Raw genomic sequence first — 16,155 nt, forward strand, 5'->3', positions numbered from 1 at the left:
TAACTGTTAGAGGTCTAAGTGTCAAGCTGCAGGTGCTTCCTCCAGTACACGAGGAGGCAAACCCGCGGAGGTGCTCGGTGATCACCCCAGCGCGAACGCCCCCATCACCCCCACCCAGATCAGCGTGCGCAGGGAGCGGTCGATGCGGTCTTCGGAGTTCAGGGGAGTGGTCATGGGGGAAGGGTGAGCGCGGCACGGCGAGCCCGGTCGCCACCGCGGCCTTGAGAGCGAGGTAACCGGCGCCGGATCGGGTCATCCGTTGCCGGACACCGGCGAGCCCGGCGATTGGCAGCGTTGAGGAGTTCACGCAGGCTCAACTGTTGTGGCGTCCGTGCCCGAGGGGGGTTGCGACACTATCCGCGCGACTAGAACTGCGGACTGGGGCCCGTTGACACGACGACGGCGTCGTAGCTGCTCACCGAAGTTGCAGCAGCTCTGGCTAGTGGTCTTGGCGGGCCCAGGACGGGAGCCATGTGTCGCTGCGTTGCCGGCCAGTGGAGTCGGCTTCGAGGAAGGCGAGTAGCTCGGCCAGATCGGGCTGCCGGTTGTCGGTACGCCAGATGCCCCACAGCGGGAAGACCGGTCCGGGGTCGACGATCGGTATGCGTCGAAGGTCGTAGTGCGTGGGCCAGAGATAGCGGGAGCCTTCGCCGACGAGGTTGGCGGGCGTCGCCGACTCGGCGATCTCGGTCATCAGCACCTCGGCGCCGAACGCGGGGCCGAGGACGTCGATGGTGATCCCGGAAGTGGCGCTGAGTTCGGTGTAGTAGGCCGAGACCTCGTCCCCGCTGGGCAGTCCCGGCATCCAGATCGGGTGATCGGCGAGCTGGTGTGGGGTCACAGACGGAGCATCTGCAAGCGGGTGCTTCGGGCCGACCAGCAGCTCGTGGCGGTCCTCGATGACCAGGGCGCTCGAGAGTCCCGTGCCTGAGAGTTGCCTCCTCGGGTCGGTCAGACCGCGGAACGTGGCGTCCACGGCGTCCGCGACGGCGGCCAGCGCCGCCTCGAGGTTGAGGTCGGGCAATGTGACAACGTCCAGGTCGCGCACGCGGCGCTGCTGGTAGAAGGCGTGCAGGAGCGTGGCCGGTGCCGTCCGCCGGTTCCGCACGCCGACGCGGAGCGCCCGGCGTCCGGGCAGCACCGATGCGAGGGCGCGGTCCTCGGCCTGGAGCAGCTCGCGGGCGTGCGGCAGGAACGCCTGGCCGTCGACGGTCAGCGTGGCGCCGCGGGGTCCGCGGGCGAAGAGGACCACGCCGAGCTCACGCTCTAGAGCACCGATGCGCTTCGAGACGGCCTGCTGGGTGAGGCCGAGTTCGTCGGCCGCGCTCTGGAACCGTCCTTCCGAGAAGATCGGTTGTTACCTCCCAAGTCGCCACTCGGGATTGCCTAACCCGGGCAGAACCGGCGGTCGCGGACACACCCGATGAAGGAACGACGTGGCGCACCGGAAGCTCGGGCGGGATTCGGATGGCTGTGGGCCGCGTATGCGGTCAGTGCCTACGGCTCCGGTCTCGGGTTCGGCGCCTTCGCCCTTGATCGCCCTCAGCGTCGTGCGTTCGAGCCCTGCCAGTGTTTCGGCGCCCTCGTCGCCATCCGCTGGTTGGGGTGCTCGTGCTGTGTGACCTCCACTTCGCGCCGTGGCAGTACGGACTCGCACTTGCCGTACCGTGGATCGGCGGATCCGCCGGCTCGCGCGTTGCCGGTCCGACAGCCGCCAAGTACGGCGAGCGCCAGGTATGTGGCTCGCGGCCGCGCACCAGCACGCCTGCGCGCACCGTGGCACAGGAGATGTGGCCGCCCGTCATACGGCGGCGGGTTTCGCTGCCGTGACCGCGCTGGCGGCGAGCCCACCCTTTGCTACCCGGACGAAGTGGGCCTGTGCGTAAGGCGCCGGTGTTCCCCGATGAGGTCGGCGTAGAGGTAACCGCTGTCCTTGATCGTGCGGCGCTGGGTGGCGTAGTCGACGTGGACGAGGCCGAAGCGTTTGTCGTAGCCGTACGCCCACTCGAAGTTGTCCAGCAGCGACCAGACGTAGAACCCCGTCACGGGGGCTCCCGCGGCTGCGGCGCGCGCGGTCGCCGCCACGTGCTCGGTCACGTAGGCCGCGCGCTCGGGGTCGTGCACGGCGCCGTCCGGTGACACGACGTCCCGGTACGCCGCGCCACTTTCGGTGACCACCAGCTCACGCACCCCGTACTCGTGGGCCAGGCGCAGCAACAGCTCTTCCAGGCCCGCCGCGTGCACCTCCCAGTCCATTCCCGTCCGTGGCCCCGGCCCCGGCACCTGCCGGAAGTACGGGACGGCCCCCGGATCGTCCGCGACGATCTGCGGGAAGTAGTAGTTCACGCCGAGCCAGTCCAGCGGCTGCGCGATCGTGGCGAGGTCACCGGGACGCTCGGGCAGGTCCACTCCGTACACCTCCAGCATGTCCCCCGGGTAGCCGCGCCCCAGCACCGGGTCGAGCCACCAGCGGTTGATGTGCCCGTCGGCGCGCTGGGCGGCCGCCTTGTCGGCCTCCCCGGACGTCGCGGGCTCGCACGTGCTCAGGTTGTTGGTGATGCCCAGCCGCACGGGCCCGGGGGACGCGGCGCGCACCGCCTGCGCGGCCAGGCCGTGCGCGAGGTGCAGGTGGAACGCGGCCCGGACGGCCGCGGTCAGGTCGGTCAGCCCCGGGGCCATCAGGCCCTCCAGGTGCCCTATCCACGCGGTGCACAACGGTTCGTTGATCGTCGCCCAGTCGGTGACCCGGTCGCCGAGCCGGGCGGCGACCACGGCCGCGTAGTCGGCGAACGCCTGCGCGGTCTCCCGCACCGGCCAGCCGCCCCGGTCCTGCAGCACCTGCGGCAGGTCCCAGTGGTACAGCGTGACGTTCGGCCGGATCCCCGCCTCGCACAGCGCGTCCACCAGGCGGTCGTAGAAGTCCAGCCCGGCCCGGTTCACCGCGCCGGTGCCGCCCGGCACGACCCGGGGCCACGCGACGGAGAACCGGTACGCCCCGAGGCCGAGCTCGCGCATCAGCCCCACGTCCTCGCGCCAGCGGTGGTAGTGGTCGCACGCGTGTTCACCGGTGTCGCCGCCGTCCACCGCGCCGGGGACCGCGCAGAAGGTGTCCCAGATGGACGGTGACCGGCCGTCCTCGGCGACGGCGCCCTCGATCTGGTAGGCGGCGGTCGCGGCACCCCAGCGGAACCCGGGGCCGAAGGCGGTGAGGTCGGGAAGGCGCATGGGACTCCTCGGATCGCGGGGACGGGGACTCACTTGACCGAACCGGCGGTCAGGCCGGCCACGAGGTAGCGCTGCAGCAGCAGGAACGCCGCCACGACGGGCACGCTGATCACCAGCGAGGCCGCCATGATCTGGTTCCAGTACACGTCGTTCTGCGACGCGTAGTTGCGCAGGCCCACGGCGAGGGTGCGGGTGGCGTCGCCGGTCATCACCGACGCGAACAGCACCTCACCCCAGGCCGTCATGAACGAGTAGACGGTGACGGTGACGATGCCGGGCACGGCGGCGGGCAGGATGACCCGTACGAGCGCGCCGAGCGGGCCGTTGCCGTCGACCTTCGCCGCTTCGTCCAGCTCGCGCGGGATCGAGTCGAAGTAGCCGACGAGCATCCAGATCGAGAACGGCAGCGTGAACGTCAGGTAGGTGATCACCAGGCCCAGCCGGGAACCCGACAGCTGCACCCCGGTCGCCGCCCCGATGTTGACGTAGATCAGGAACAGCGGCAGGAGGAACAGGATCCCGGGGAACATCTGCGTCGACAGCACCGTCACGCTGAACAGGCGCCGGCCGGGGAACCGGTGGCGGCTGACCGCGTACGCGGCGAGGACCGCCACCACCACCGACACCGCCGTGGAGCACACGCACACGACGAGGCTGTTCAGGAAGTAGTGCGCCAGGGGCACGGTGCTCCACATGTCCACGTACGGCGCCAGCGTGGGGTGCGTCGGGATCCACGTGAACGCCGCCTGGACGTCCCTCAGCGGTTTGACCGAACTGGAGAGCATGACGTAGAGCGGCACCGACGTGAGCAGCGCGAGCAGGCTCAGCCCGATCCGGCGCGTCCACAGGAACGAACGCGGTGGGGCCATGGGGGAGCGGCGGTCAGGCATCGGCCTTCCCCCTGCGTGACGTGGCCAGCAGGTAGGCCGAGGTGACCAGCAGCAGGAACAGCAGCAGCAGGACCGACATCGCCGATCCGGCGCCGAAGTTCCAGCTGTGGAAGGAGGTGTCGTAGATCTGCAGTGACAGCAGGTTCGCCTCCGGCGGTGCGACGTTGCCGAACAACACGTACGGGGTGTTGAAGTCGTTGAAGTTCCACAGGAACAGCACCAGGATCAGCACCTGGTTGACCGGGCGCAGCTGGGGCAGCGTGACCGAGCGCAGCCGCCGCCACACACCCGCTCCGTCGATCGCCGCCGCCTCGTACAGTTCGCCGGGGATGTTCTGCAGCCCCGCGGTCACCACGAGGAACGCGAACGGCCACATCCGCCAGACCGCGGTGATCACCAGCGCGGCGAAGCTGTTGCCGCCGAGCAGCCAGAACGGCGGCTCGGCGAACAGGTGCAACTGGTCCACCAGCACGTGGTTGACGAGCCCGTTGTCGCGCTGGAACAGGAACTCCCACGTGATCGCGGCGGTGTAGGCGGGCAGCGCGTAGGGCACGAGGAAGTAGGTGCGCAGCAGGCCACGGCCGCGGAACGGGTCCTGCGTCAGCACCGCCGCGGCGGTGCCGAGCAGCCAGCACAGCCCGACCGTCAGCACGGTGAACGCGCACGTGACGGTGAAGGAGTGCAGCAGCTGGCGGCCGACCGCGCCGTCGAAGTCCAGCGCGAAACGGTAGTTGGCCAGTCCGGTGAACGGGGCGGCGCTCCAGTTCCGGATGAAGAACTGGGTCAGCTGCTTGAAGCTCATGAAGATGCCGACGAGCATCGGCACGACGTGCACGAGCAGTTCGAACACCACCGCGGGCAGCAGGAGCAGGTAGGGCAGGCCCACGCGGCGGAGCCGGACCCACGACCGGCGCGCCCGCGGCGGCGCGGGCGCGGGGGCGGGTGGCCTGGCGACTTCGGCGACGGTCATCGGTTGTCCTCCCGGGCGGTACGAGGGCGGCGAAGGCCGTGGGCCGGGGTGGCGGAACCCCGGCCCACGACGAGGAGGTGCGCGGTCAGCCGCCCGCGTTCAGCTGCTGCTGCGCCTGGTCCAGCTGGGCCGCCACGGTCTGCTCGGTGACGGGCTTGCCGCTCGCGGCGGCGGCGAACAGGTTCTTCAGCACCGTGCCCATCGCCGTCTCGAACTGGCTTTCCTGTGCGACGGCCGGCATGGGCGCGGCTGATTCGGTCAGGATCTTGCGGTAGACCGCGGCGGTCTCGGTCTGGAAGGCCGGGTCGGAGTAGGCGTCGGTCACCGAAGGCAGGGAGCTGTACGCCTTGTTGAGGTCGATCTGGGTCTGCTTGCTGGTCATGAACTGCACGAACCGCAGGGCCGCGTCCTGGTTCTTCGTGCCGGCGAACACGCACAGGTTGATGCCCGCGACGATCGAGTTCACGTGCTTGCTCCCGGCGGGTGGCGTCGCCGGGAACGGGATCGGGGCGACGCCGTACTGCGCGGGGTCCATGCCGTAGTTCGCCAGCTGCGAGTCGGCGGTCTGCCACAGCAGCATCGCCGCCTTGCCGGTGGCGAAGTCCTGGACCGCCTCGGTGCCGTTGGAGTACTCGGCGGCGCTGGGGTTGGCGATCCTGTCCTTCGCGATGAAGTCGACGTACTGCTTGATCCCGGCGACGTTCTGCGGCGTGTTGAACGTGGGCTTGCCCGCGGCGTCGAAGAAGCTGCCGCCCTGCTGCTGGCTGAAGGTGAAGGCGTGGTGGGCGTTCTCGGACGTGCTCGCGCCCTCGACGCTGACGCCCCACTGGTCGCCGTGCGTGAGCCGCTGGGCGTCGGCGACGAACTCCTCCCAGGTGGCCGGCGGGTTCGCGATCCCGGCCGCCGCGAACATCGCCTTGTTGTAGTAGAGCGCGTAAGCCATCGAGTAGAGCGGCACGCCGACCGGGTCCTTGCCGGGTTCCCCGGTGGCCGCGAGCGCGTTGGGCAGGAAGCGGCTCCTGCCGCCGATCCGGTCGAGCAGTTCGCCGGACATGGGCACGAACGCCCCGGTGGCCTGCAGCGAGGTCGACCACGTGTTGCCGATGTTCACCACGTCCGGGCCCTGGCCGGAGGTGGCCGCGGCGAGTATCCGGTTGAGCAGGTCGTTCCAGCCGATCACCTCGAGGTCGACCTTGATCCCGGTCTGCCGGGTGAACTCGTCGAGCTCGGGCGTGAGCACTTTGACGTCCTGCGCGATGGAGCTGCCCTGGTCGCTGGCCCAGTAGGTGATGGTGGGCTGACCGCCGGAGCTGGAGGAGCCGCCCCCGCCGCACGCGGTGGCGAGCAGGGTGACCGAAACGGCCACGGTGAGCAGGGCGGAGCGTAGTCGGTGGGGAGGGCGCATTCCGGACCTTTCAGCGGTGGAAGGTTCGAGGGGGACGGGCTGCGGAGCGCGGCGGGGGACGGGGGAGGCCGCGGGGGACGGGTACGGTGGTGAACACTTTCTTCGAGGGTTAGTTCACGACGTGATTTAACCTGTGAGGTAAGTCTCACGTCAACAGGTGGAGCAGAATCGGGGAGTGGCCGCGACGGCCGCGCCAGGGTGTGAAGGGGAGACGCATGACCGACGCCGGCCGCCGGAACGTCCGTGACCTGCGCCGGGCCAACCGGTCCCGGTTGCTGCGCGAGCTGTACTTCCGCGGCCCGCTCAGCCGCCAGGACCTGATCTCCGCGACGGGGCTCAGCTCGGCGTCGGTCAGCAACGTGGCCGCCGACCTGATCGAGGCCGGTGTGGTGGTCGAGGCGGGGGCGGTGGAGTCCGACGGCGGGCGGCCCCGCATCCTGCTCCGCGTGGACACGGCGCGGTTCCAGGTCATCGGGATCGACGTGGGGGAGACGCGGATCCGCGTGGAGCGGTTCGACCTCGGCCTGGCGGAGCAGGCGTCGGCCGATCTCCCCGTGGACGGTGCCCGCCCTGATCCGCGGCAGGTGGTCGAGGGCATCGCGGTGGGGCTGGCGGAGCTGGCCGCCGACGCGCACCCGGTATTGGGCGCCGGGATCGGCGTGCCGGGCATCGTGCGGCAGGACCCGACGGCCGTCGTGCACGGTCAGACCGTCGGCTGGGACGGCGTCCCGCTCGAGGACCTGCTGCGGGCCCACACCGACCTGCCGCTGTTCATCGACAACGGGGCCGCCACCATGGGGCAGGCCGAGTTGTGGTTCGGCTCGGGTGCCGGTACCGGCAGCGCGGTCTTCCTGCTGCTCGGGTCGGGTGCCGGTGCCTCCCTCATCGCCGACGGAGCTTCGGTCACCAGTGCCGGGGAATGGGGCCACACCACGGTGCAGATCGGCGGCAGGCGCTGCCGCTGCGGTGCGCGTGGCTGCCTGGAGGCCTACGTCGGCGCGGAGTCGGTGATCGCGCGCTACCTGGAGAGCGAGGGCGCGGCCCGCATCGACCCGGCGGAGGAGGAGCGGGCGCTGGGGCGGATCCTGGAGCTGGCGGAGCGGGATCCCTCGGCCGCGGGGCAGGCGGCCAGGGACGTCCTCGGGGAGACCGCCCTGCTGCTCGGCGTCGGCATCGCGAACCTGGTCAACCTGCTCACCCCGCGGCGCGTGATCATCGGCGGCTGGGCGGGACTGGCCCTCGCGCCGTTGTTGCCGAGGATCCGGGAGGCGGCGCGGGAGCACGCCCTGCGCCTGCCGTTCTCGCAGGTTTCGATCGAACTGGGCGCGCTCGGACCGGACGCCGTCGCCCGCGGTGCGGCGACCCTGCCGGTCGCCGCCTTCCTCGCCTCGGGCGGACAGCGGCCCGCACTGCCCGCACCCGGCCGGGTGGCGGGCTGAGAAAGCGCGTGGCTGCGGGCTTTTCCCGGGCGCGGCGTTGACACCCGCCCTGAGGCGGCCCATCATGCTGCGTGCGGAGAGCGCTCTCTGGACGGGGCTGCGGGGCCGGCGCGAAGCCGGTTCCGCCGTGCGGGCTTCGGGCCCCCACGACCGTCCCAGGAGAGATCATGAAGGTCCCCCGCGCCAGGGTGCTGCTCGCCCTGCTCGCCGCACTCGGCACCGTGCTCACGGTGCCGCTGGTCCATACCACTGACGCTGCTGCCGCAACGTGTGACACCGGTACGAACCTCGCGCTGAACCAGCCCACGACGGCCTCTTCGGCCGAGAACCCCGGTACCGCCGCGGCGGCGGCGACCGACGGGAACACCGGTACCCGCTGGTCCTCGCAGTGGTCTGATCCACAGTGGCTGCAGGTGGACCTGGGCAGCACGCACGACCTGTGCCAGGTGGTGCTGACCTGGGAGGCCGCGGCGGCGAAGTCCTACCAGATCCAGGTTTCCGCCGACGCGGCGAACTGGACCACGGTCTATTCGACCGCGAACGCCACCGGCGGCACCGAGACGCTGACCGTCTCCGGCTCCGGCCGCTACCTCCGGCTCTACGGCACCGCGCGGACCACCACCTACGGGTACTCGCTGTGGGAGCTGTCCGTCCACGGCACCACGACCACGCCGCCCGCGACGGGCGGCGACCTCGGCCCGAACGTCTACGTCTTCGACCCGGCGATGCCGCAGTCCCAGATCCAGAGCACCCTCGACACGATCGGGAACGCCCAGGCCGGCAACGAGTTCGGCCCGCAGCGCTACGCCGTGCTGTTCAAGCCCGGCACCTACGGCTCGGCCGCCGACCCGCTGAACTTCACCGTCGGCTTCTACGAAAGCGTCGCCGGGCTGGGGCAGAACCCCGGTGACGTGGTGATCAACGGCGCGGTCAACGTCTTCAACCAGTGCAACGGCGGCGACCAGTCGCAGTGCTACGCCACCACGAACTTCTGGCGCTCGCTGTCGAACCTGACCATCAACGTCGCCGGGAACAGCGGCTGCTACAGCGGGAACGACTTCTGGGCGGTTTCCCAGGCCGCGCCGATGCGGCGCGTGCACATCAACGGCAACCTGACGCTGATGGACTACTGCACCGGTTCGCCCGCGTGGGCCAGCGGCGGGTTCCTGGCCGACTCCGTGATCAGCGGCACCGTCACCAACGGTTCGCAGCAGCAGTTCCTGACGCGCAACAGCAGTCTCGGCAGCTGGAGCAACGGCGTGTGGAACCAGGTGTTCTGCGGGACCAACGGGGCGCCCCCGCAGTCGTTCCCGGCGGACCACTACACGACGCTCGCCACCTGTCCCGTCACCAGGGAGGCGCCCTACCTCTACACCGACGCGAGCGGCGCTTACCGTGTGTTCGTGCCGTCGGTGCGCACGAACTCCACCGGCCCCAGCTGGGCCAACGGCGGCACGCCGGGAACCTCGCTGCCGCTGAGCGCGTTCTTCGTCGTCCAGCCTTCGTCCACAGTGGACCAGATCAACGCGGCGCTGGCGGCGGGTGACAACCTGCTGTTCACGCCGGGGGTCTACCGGGTGCCGACGACGATCAACGTCACCAGGCCGGGCACGAAGGTCCTCGGGCTGGGCTTCCCGACGCTCATCCCCACCAACGGCAACGTGACCATGAGTGTCGCGGACGTCGACGGGGTGGATGTGACCGGCATGATCTTCGACGCCGGCCCGGTCAGCTCACCGGCGCTGCTGCGGCTGGGCGCGCAGGGCGGCACGGCCGACCACCCGGCCGACCCGGCCGCGGTGCACGACGTGTTCTTCCGCGTCGGCGGCGCGCAGGCGGGCACCGCGCAGACCGCGTTGGTGGTCAACAGCAACGACGCGCTGCTCGACGACGTATGGGCGTGGCGCGCCGACCACGGCACCGGCGCCGGTACCTGGGCGTCGAGCCCGGCACCGACCGGGGTCGTCGTCAACGGTGCCCGCGTCACCGCCTACGGGCTGTTCGTCGAGCACTTCCAGCAGTACGAAACCGTGTGGAACGGCCAGCAGGGCACGGTGATCTTCTTCCAGAACGAGAACCCGTACGAGGTGCCCGACCAGGCGGCGTGGATGGCGAGCCCGGCGCAGAAGGGCTACCCGGCGTTCTACCTCCCCGCCGGTGTCACGTCGTTCACCGGCTACGGCATGGGCAGCTACTCCTACTTCAACCAGGGCGCCGACATCCACAGTTCGATGGCGTTCCAGGCACCCAGTACGCCCGGGGTGCGGTTCAACGACCTCCTCACCGTGTTCCTCAACGGATCCGGCGGCATCGACTCGGTGATCAACGGCACCGGCGCCGCCGTCAACTCCGGCAACGGCGGTCCCAGCACCGTCGTGTCGTACCCCTGATCCCCACCTCCCCCCAGAACGGAGGACAGGAATGTCCGCACTTCCCCGCCGTGACGCCATCCTGCTCGCCGCGGCCACCTTCGCCGCCACCGGGCTCGGCACGCTGCGGAGCGCTCCCGCCGCCGCGGCCGCGCCGGGCTGGAACGACGACTGGGCGGCCGCCGCCTACGCCGCCAACCCCGCCGCCGCGACGGCTTCCGGGGCCGAGAGCTCCGCACTCGGGCCGGGCGCGGCCTTCGACGGCAACCCCTCGACGCGGTTCGCCAGCAACTTCGCCGACGACGCCTGGATCCGCATCGACCTGGGCACCACGATCCGCGTCACCGGCGTGACGCTGGTGTGGGAGGCCGCCTACGGCAGCCGGTACGTCGTCGAGGTGTCCGCGAACGGCACGAGCTGGACACCGGTGTACGCCGAGAACGCCGGAACGGGCGGCACGGTCACCATCCACACCTATCCGCGGCCCTCGCTCGCGCGGTACGTGCGGATGCGGGGCCTCCAGCGCGCGACCCCGTACGGCTATTCGCTGTACGCCTTCCAGGTGTTCGGGTCCGTGCCCACCCCGGCGGCGACGGCGACCGCCAACCTCGCGCTCGGCAAACCGGCGTTCGGCAACTACTACCAGGACGCCGGGCACACCCCGCAGAACGCCTTCGACGGCGGCGTCCCGAACCCGCTCACCGGCGACGCGACCCGCTGGGCCAGTGACTGGAACGACAACCGGTGGATCGCGGTCGACCTCGGGGCCGGAGCCCGGATCACGGGCTTCGACCTGTACTGGGAGTCCGCCTACGCGGTGGACTACCGGATCGAGGTGTCGCAGGACAACCAGAACTGGCAGACCGTGTACCAGCCGAGTGCCGCCGAGGTGGCGCGTCGTGCCGCCGACGTCGGCACGCCCGGCAGCTCGACGGGGATCCACGACGCGATCACCCTGCCCAGCGCGGTGACCGGGCGGTACGTGCGGCTGCAGGGCCTGCGGCGGCGCAGTTTCTACAACCCGGCGCCCGCCACCGCGCAGTTCGGCTACTCGCTGTACGAGTTCCAGGTGTGGGGCACGGGGGGTAGCGCCGCGGCGGACTACGCGCCGCCCCCGGCGGATCCGGCGGGCACCTACCAGACGGTGTTCTTCGACGACTTCACCGGGCCGGGGCTGGACCGGAGCAAGTGGCGGGTGGTCGTCACCGGTTCCACGATGGGTTCGGTCAACGGGGAGGCGCAGGCCTACATCGACGATTCGAGCACGCTGAGGGTTTCGGACAGCCAGCTGGTCATCACGCCCCGGTACGTGCCCGGTGGCTACGCCGCGCCGGGTGGCGGGACGTACCACTTCACGTCGGCCCGGATCGACACGAGCCACGCGGTGAACTTCACCTACGGCCGGGTGAGCGCCCGGATCAGGATGACGGTCGGCGACGGGTTCTGGCCCGCGTTCTGGCTGCTGGGCAGCAACGTCGACGATCCGTCGGTGTCCTGGCCGGGCTGCGGGGAGACCGACATCATGGAGAACATCGGCTACGCGACGTGGACGAGCAGTTCGCTGCACGGACCGGGGTACTCGGCCGACGGCAACATCGGCGCGATCGAGAACTTCCCGGCGGGCCAGGGCATCGATGGCTGGCACGTCTACAGCGTCGAGTGGACACCCTCGGGGATGCGGTTCTCCCTCGACGGCGTCCAGTACCTGGAACTGCTGCGCGCCAAGATCGAGGCGACGCGCGGGGCGTGGGTGTTCGACCACGACCAGTACGTCATCCTGAACTTCGCGCTCGGCGGCGCCTACCCGGCGGGCTACAACCAGGTGGCCACCCCGTACTGGGGGCTGCCGCAGTCCAGTGTGGACAAGGTGGCGGCGGGTGGCGTGAACCTCGCCGTGGACTGGGTGCGGGTGGAGCAGATGCGCTGACGAGGACCGTATAACGACCTATACGGGGAGCCGTCTGGCCGGCTCGATCACGAAGATCCGGCCGGCCGGGCGGCCTCCCCGCACCGCGTGTCGCGCACACGCGCGGGCTTCCGCGATCTGGCCAGCGCCTACCTTCGCCGCGCTGCCGCGCAGGGCGTGCGGCGCCCTGGAGCTGCTCGAGCTGGTCCGGCCGTTGCGGAACCGGATCCTCGGCGTCCGCCTGGGCAGCGCTGAGCGCGGGAACCCGCCCTCGAAGTTCGCGCGCTACTTCGCCGCCGCACACCGTGAGGGCTACCGCACCACGTGCCACGCCGGTGAGGAAGGCCCCGCCTCCTACGTCCGGGAGGCGCTGGACGTGTGCCAGGTGGAGCGGATCGACCACGGCTACACCGCCGCTGAAGGCGCAGATGGACGCCGGTGTCCCGGTGGCGGTCAACGCGCGGAAGTCCTCATCTGCGCGATCAGCGGCTTCCAGCAACGCGTCGCCGCGGGTCTCGAGCTCGACGCTGACGCCTTCGGCGCAGTCCTCCTCACCTGGGCGGCCGTGTAGCGAGTACCCGGGAAACCTGCTGTGGTCACGTTTCGCTACGCGTCCGTTTCGGCATTTCGCTCGACACCGGCTTCAACGGCGTCGAGGTGGGAATCCATGAGCCCGGCGTCCTGGTTTCGCAGGCGCGGAACGCCGACCGGGACGGGCTGGACGTGGTGACGATGACCGATCACCCCTACGCCGCCGAGCAGTTCGAAGCCTACGCGGCGCTGGGGTACGTGCTCGGCGCGACGACCCACTCAAGCTGCTCCCCGGCGGTGGTGACCCGGTGACCTTCGACGGCGAGTTCCACCGGGTCGACGACCTGGTTCCCTCCCGGGTTCCGTGTCCACCGATCTGGAGCGGGTCGATGGGACCGAAGTCGCTCGCGGTCACGGGCAGGCTCGCGGACGCGTGGAAACCCGGGGGCGGGTACGACTGGCGGAGCCAGTACGTCCAGGCAGGTCATCGATCCCGATGGCACCTGGGGTGGGTGGTTCGGTGCGGCAATGGGTCGACGAACTCACCACCGCGGTGAACGACTTCGGCGCGGGCGGGTTCGTGTTCTCACCCGTCGCGGACACCCCGGAGGATGCCGAGCGCGCCAGCGCCCGATGGGCCGGTACGCGCCGAGACGTCCGGCTCCCTCGACACGCCGAACGCCCCAGGGGGCCGCCCCGGACCTGCGGGTCAGGCCGGGTCGGCGAGGATGCCGTTCACGTACGAGCCCGGGTGGGTCGCCGCGTCCTGACGCAGAACCGGCAGGCCGGACGGCCAGCCCACGGTCAGTGGCTCCGTCTGCCCCGGCGGCGTCGTCACCAGCGTCGAAGGCGTCCACGACGTATCGCCCTGGGCCGGGGGCAACACCGTGATGGTCGCCGAGGCCGTCGTCCCCGGTGTCACCTCGTTGTACTCGACGCCGTTGTCGACGCGCGGCAGGTGGTACACCGGGCCCATCGGGTCCTCCGGGCCGACCAGGTCGACGCCCGGGACGCCGAACAGTCCGCACGTGTGGTCGGAGATGTTGCGGTAGGTCAACGGCACATCGAACTGCCCGGAGCCGTTGTCCACCGGAGCACCCAGCGAGACCGCCAGATCCGTGGTGGCGCACCGGGGCGTCGAGGCTGGTGCGGTGGAAGCAGCCGCGGCGGTACCCCCAGCCGCCAGCGTCAGCGCCGCCGCCGAAATCCCGATCATGACGCGCTTCATGGCGTTCTCCTCTCTCGTTCCGTGATCAACCGTCGTTGATCGAACGCATCAGGAAAGATGCCCACATGCGCTGTGGAGATGCGCCCGGATGGGATTGATCACGCGGAAGCAACCCTGAAGATCGTCGGACGTCGGACGTGGCGCAGGCTGATCGTCAGGCACACCCTGCACGGCTTGGGCGCATCGGTTGCACCCTGACCGACCGGTGGCGGCCGCGCGCCGATCGCCGGAGTTTCGTCCTGGACCTGTCCGGAAACGGGGTGCGGGCCGGATGGCGTTCTGCCGGGCACGCCGCCTCTGGTCAAAGCGGAGCCGGTGTGGCCGGCGAGGGGGAGAGCGGCCAGTGACGTCCCCGCCGCACCGTCCGGCGGCGGGTGGATCGTCACCGATGTCCGCAACGGCGGTTGCCGAAGTGTCGGTCGTGGTCGTGCCGCGCCCTGTCTCACGGCGTCCTGCTTGAGGACGAACTCGTCGCCCGGCGTCGGCTTCCGGTCCTGAAAGGACGGTGGGGTCTCCTTGCCGCTGCGGAAAGTTCGCACACACGGACGTCTGAAGGGCGTGAAGGTTGCGTTGATGAGGTTCAGATCGCTGCGACGCATCCTGAGTGTGGTGCTGGGCATCCTCTGGGTGGACGGGATCGAAACCGAAGGAGGAGATCATGACCAGCACGAGCGCACGTGCCGCTGCTGTTGTCGTCGCCGGTGGGATGGCCGCGGGGGGCTTGTTGCTGGCCGCCGGGGTGGCCGGCGCCTCGCCGTCCGACCGGCCGTGCGGTATCGACGACGTGACTGTTTCGGTGGCACCGGATGCCGGAGCCGCGGCAGGGCAGGAGGCGTACGCGATCAGCTACACCGCGGCGTCGCCGACGACGAACTGCAAGCTGCAGGGTGTGCCCACCGGTGTGAACTTCGTGGCCGGGCACGACAACGGCAGCGACATCACCGTCACCCCTGACGCACCCGGTGCGCCGGGTGATCCGGTGAACCTGACCGCGCAGCACCCCGCGGTGTCGTACCTCCTCCAGGACGCCGCGGCACCGGTGACGTTCGTGCCCACCGCGATGAACCTGAACCTGCCGAGCGCGGACGGCTCCACCACCACCATTGCCTGGCCCGCAGGTGCCCCCCTGAAGGGCGACACCGTCGAACTCACCGCCGTCGCTCCCGCCTGAACGCCCCGGCTCGTGCCCGCCCTGGGCGCGGGCACGAGCCGGGGCCGTTCCGGGCACTTCTGGCCAACCGGCGGATAAAATCACTGCGGTCGCTTGACCGGGGTTCCCCAGCGGTCGACACTCGGTCGTGGACCGGGCAACCGGTTCAGACCATTCCACTACTCGAGGAGGCCTTCGTTGCGTCGTCGCGGTGTCGTGCTTTCACTGCTCGCGCTGATCGTCACCGCGGTGAGCGTGCCGACGGCCGCCGCGGCCGATGGCACGAAGTACGTCGCCATGGGGAGCTCCTTCGCCGCGGGCCCCGGAATTCCCTCGCTCCAGCCGGGGAGTCCGTCGGTGTGCGCGCGGTCGGACCACAACTACCCCAGCGTTCTGGCGGCGCAGCTCGGACTCGCGCTCACCGACGTCAGCTGCAGCGGGGCCACCACGGCCAACATCCTCGACTCCGGCCAGGCCGGGCTGCCCCCGCAGATCCAGGCCGTCACACCGGACACGCGGCTGGTGACGGCCACCATCGGCGGCAATGACGTCAACTACATCGGCAGCCTGAACACCTACTCCTGCCAGACCAGCGGCCGCACAGGGTGCGGCACCGTGGACCAGAACGCCATCAACGCGACCTTCGGCGTCCTGCAGAGCCGGCTGGAGAACGTCGCGAACGCCGTGCGCCAGCGCGCGCCACAGGCGAAAATGGTGTTCGTCGAGTACCTGAGCATCGTGCCGACTGCCGTCGCCTGCGACGGCGTCCCACTGACGCGTGAGCAGCTCGCGTTCGAGCACAGCATCGCCCTCCGGCTGGCTGACTCCACCCGCGCCGCCGCGCTGAGCACCGGATCCACCGTCGTCGAGGTCACCCCTGCCAGCCGGGGGCACGACGCCTGTTCAGCCACCCCGTGGGTGGAGAAGTACACCGTCCCGTCCGGGCGCACTCCGTACCACCCGAACGAGGCGGGCATGAACGCCGTCGCACGGCTCGTGCGCACCGCCCTCACCCGGTGAGGACGGGCTCCTCCTCCCCAGT

The 16,155-nt window shown here is 70.4% G+C and carries 14 protein-coding genes; 8 read left to right on the forward strand and 6 right to left on the reverse strand.

All coding sequences use genetic code 11. From position 1 onward, the window contains the following. Positions 1-439: 439 nt before the first annotated feature. The 5 genes from ABFX51_RS12555 to ABFX51_RS12575 all read right to left on the reverse strand — a co-directional run bounded on the left by ABFX51_RS12555 (position 440) and on the right by ABFX51_RS12575 (position 6,451). Complete coding sequence (locus ABFX51_RS12555; protein ID WP_091515261.1) at positions 440-1,351, reverse strand: LysR family transcriptional regulator; 912 nt, start codon at positions 1,349-1,351, stop codon at positions 440-442. A 506-nt stretch (positions 1,352-1,857) separates the two neighbouring features. Continuing rightward, positions 1,858-3,225, reverse strand: a complete 1,368-nt coding sequence (locus ABFX51_RS12560; protein ID WP_091515258.1) for a GH1 family beta-glucosidase — start codon at positions 3,223-3,225, stop codon at positions 1,858-1,860. Positions 3,226-3,254: 29 nt separating this feature from the next. Beyond that, positions 3,255-4,115: a carbohydrate ABC transporter permease gene (locus ABFX51_RS12565; RefSeq protein WP_091515256.1), complete on the reverse strand. Its 861-nt coding sequence runs from the start codon at positions 4,113-4,115 to the stop codon at positions 3,255-3,257. Then, entirely contained in the window at positions 4,108-5,085 is a 978-nt protein-coding gene (locus tag ABFX51_RS12570; protein ID WP_091515254.1) for a carbohydrate ABC transporter permease, read from the reverse strand. Before ABFX51_RS12570 ends, ABFX51_RS12565 begins: the two co-directional genes overlap by 8 nt. 85 nt (positions 5,086-5,170) lie before the next feature. Next, complete coding sequence (locus tag ABFX51_RS12575; protein WP_245783380.1) at positions 5,171-6,451, reverse strand: extracellular solute-binding protein; 1,281 nt, start codon at positions 6,449-6,451, stop codon at positions 5,171-5,173. Between the two features lie 254 nt (positions 6,452-6,705). Between ABFX51_RS12575 and ABFX51_RS12580 the strand changes: the two genes are divergently transcribed. The 6 genes from ABFX51_RS12580 to ABFX51_RS12605 all read left to right on the forward strand — a co-directional run bounded on the left by ABFX51_RS12580 (position 6,706) and on the right by ABFX51_RS12605 (position 13,292). Next, on the forward strand, positions 6,706-7,929 hold the full coding sequence (locus ABFX51_RS12580) for an ROK family transcriptional regulator (RefSeq protein WP_091515249.1): 1,224 nt from the start codon (positions 6,706-6,708) through the stop codon (positions 7,927-7,929). A 167-nt stretch (positions 7,930-8,096) separates the two neighbouring features. Beyond that, a complete protein-coding gene (locus ABFX51_RS12585; protein WP_091515246.1) occupies positions 8,097-10,319 on the forward strand; it encodes a discoidin domain-containing protein in 2,223 nt (740 codons plus the stop codon). A 31-nt stretch (positions 10,320-10,350) separates the two neighbouring features. Next, positions 10,351-12,225, forward strand: coding sequence for a discoidin domain-containing protein (locus tag ABFX51_RS12590; protein WP_091515245.1), 1,875 nt, complete (start codon positions 10,351-10,353; stop codon positions 12,223-12,225). 172 nt (positions 12,226-12,397) lie between these two features. Continuing rightward, on the forward strand, positions 12,398-12,775 hold the full coding sequence (locus tag ABFX51_RS12595; RefSeq protein ID WP_428832470.1) for a hypothetical protein: 378 nt from the start codon (positions 12,398-12,400) through the stop codon (positions 12,773-12,775). Positions 12,776-12,861: 86 nt separating this feature from the next. Then, positions 12,862-13,047, forward strand: a complete 186-nt coding sequence (locus tag ABFX51_RS12600) for a hypothetical protein (protein ID WP_346053800.1) — start codon at positions 12,862-12,864, stop codon at positions 13,045-13,047. After that, the gene (locus ABFX51_RS12605; RefSeq protein WP_245783377.1) at positions 13,044-13,292 is read left to right on the forward strand and encodes an LLM class flavin-dependent oxidoreductase; all 249 of its coding nucleotides are present in this window, start codon (positions 13,044-13,046) and stop codon (positions 13,290-13,292) included. Before ABFX51_RS12600 ends, ABFX51_RS12605 begins: the two co-directional genes overlap by 4 nt. Before the next feature lie 152 nt (positions 13,293-13,444). Here ABFX51_RS12605 and ABFX51_RS12610 read toward each other — a convergent pair whose 3' ends face one another. Beyond that, on the reverse strand, positions 13,445-13,963 hold the full coding sequence (locus tag ABFX51_RS12610; RefSeq protein WP_091515240.1) for a DUF4232 domain-containing protein: 519 nt from the start codon (positions 13,961-13,963) through the stop codon (positions 13,445-13,447). 658 nt (positions 13,964-14,621) lie between these two features. Here ABFX51_RS12610 and ABFX51_RS12615 point away from each other — a divergent pair. After that, positions 14,622-15,134: a DUF4232 domain-containing protein gene (locus ABFX51_RS12615; RefSeq protein WP_091515238.1), complete on the forward strand. Its 513-nt coding sequence runs from the start codon at positions 14,622-14,624 to the stop codon at positions 15,132-15,134. A gap of 177 nt (positions 15,135-15,311) precedes the next feature. Further along, the gene (locus ABFX51_RS12620; protein WP_218153589.1) at positions 15,312-16,133 is read left to right on the forward strand and encodes an SGNH/GDSL hydrolase family protein; all 822 of its coding nucleotides are present in this window, start codon (positions 15,312-15,314) and stop codon (positions 16,131-16,133) included. The last annotated feature ends 22 nt before the right edge of the window (positions 16,134-16,155 follow it).

It is taken from the genome of Amycolatopsis dongchuanensis (genome assembly GCF_039542405.1).
In the GTDB taxonomy this organism is placed as follows: Bacteria; Actinomycetota; Actinomycetes; order Mycobacteriales; family Pseudonocardiaceae; genus Amycolatopsis_E; species Amycolatopsis_E sacchari.

Coding starts and splice junctions, on each gene's coding strand:
- ABFX51_RS12585 (WP_091515246.1), top strand. CDS start 8,097: ATGAAGGTCCCCCGCGCCAGGGTGCTGCTCGCCCTGCTCGCCGCACTC.
- ABFX51_RS12565 (WP_091515256.1), bottom strand. CDS start 4,115: ATGCCTGACCGCCGCTCCCCCATGGCCCCACCGCGTTCGTTCCTGTGG.
- ABFX51_RS12570 (WP_091515254.1), bottom strand. CDS start 5,085: ATGACCGTCGCCGAAGTCGCCAGGCCACCCGCCCCCGCGCCCGCGCCG.
- ABFX51_RS12590 (WP_091515245.1), top strand. CDS start 10,351: ATGTCCGCACTTCCCCGCCGTGACGCCATCCTGCTCGCCGCGGCCACC.
- ABFX51_RS12580 (WP_091515249.1), top strand. CDS start 6,706: ATGACCGACGCCGGCCGCCGGAACGTCCGTGACCTGCGCCGGGCCAAC.
- ABFX51_RS12615 (WP_091515238.1), top strand. CDS start 14,622: ATGACCAGCACGAGCGCACGTGCCGCTGCTGTTGTCGTCGCCGGTGGG.
- ABFX51_RS12560 (WP_091515258.1), bottom strand. CDS start 3,225: ATGCGCCTTCCCGACCTCACCGCCTTCGGCCCCGGGTTCCGCTGGGGT.
- ABFX51_RS12610 (WP_091515240.1), bottom strand. CDS start 13,963: ATGAAGCGCGTCATGATCGGGATTTCGGCGGCGGCGCTGACGCTGGCG.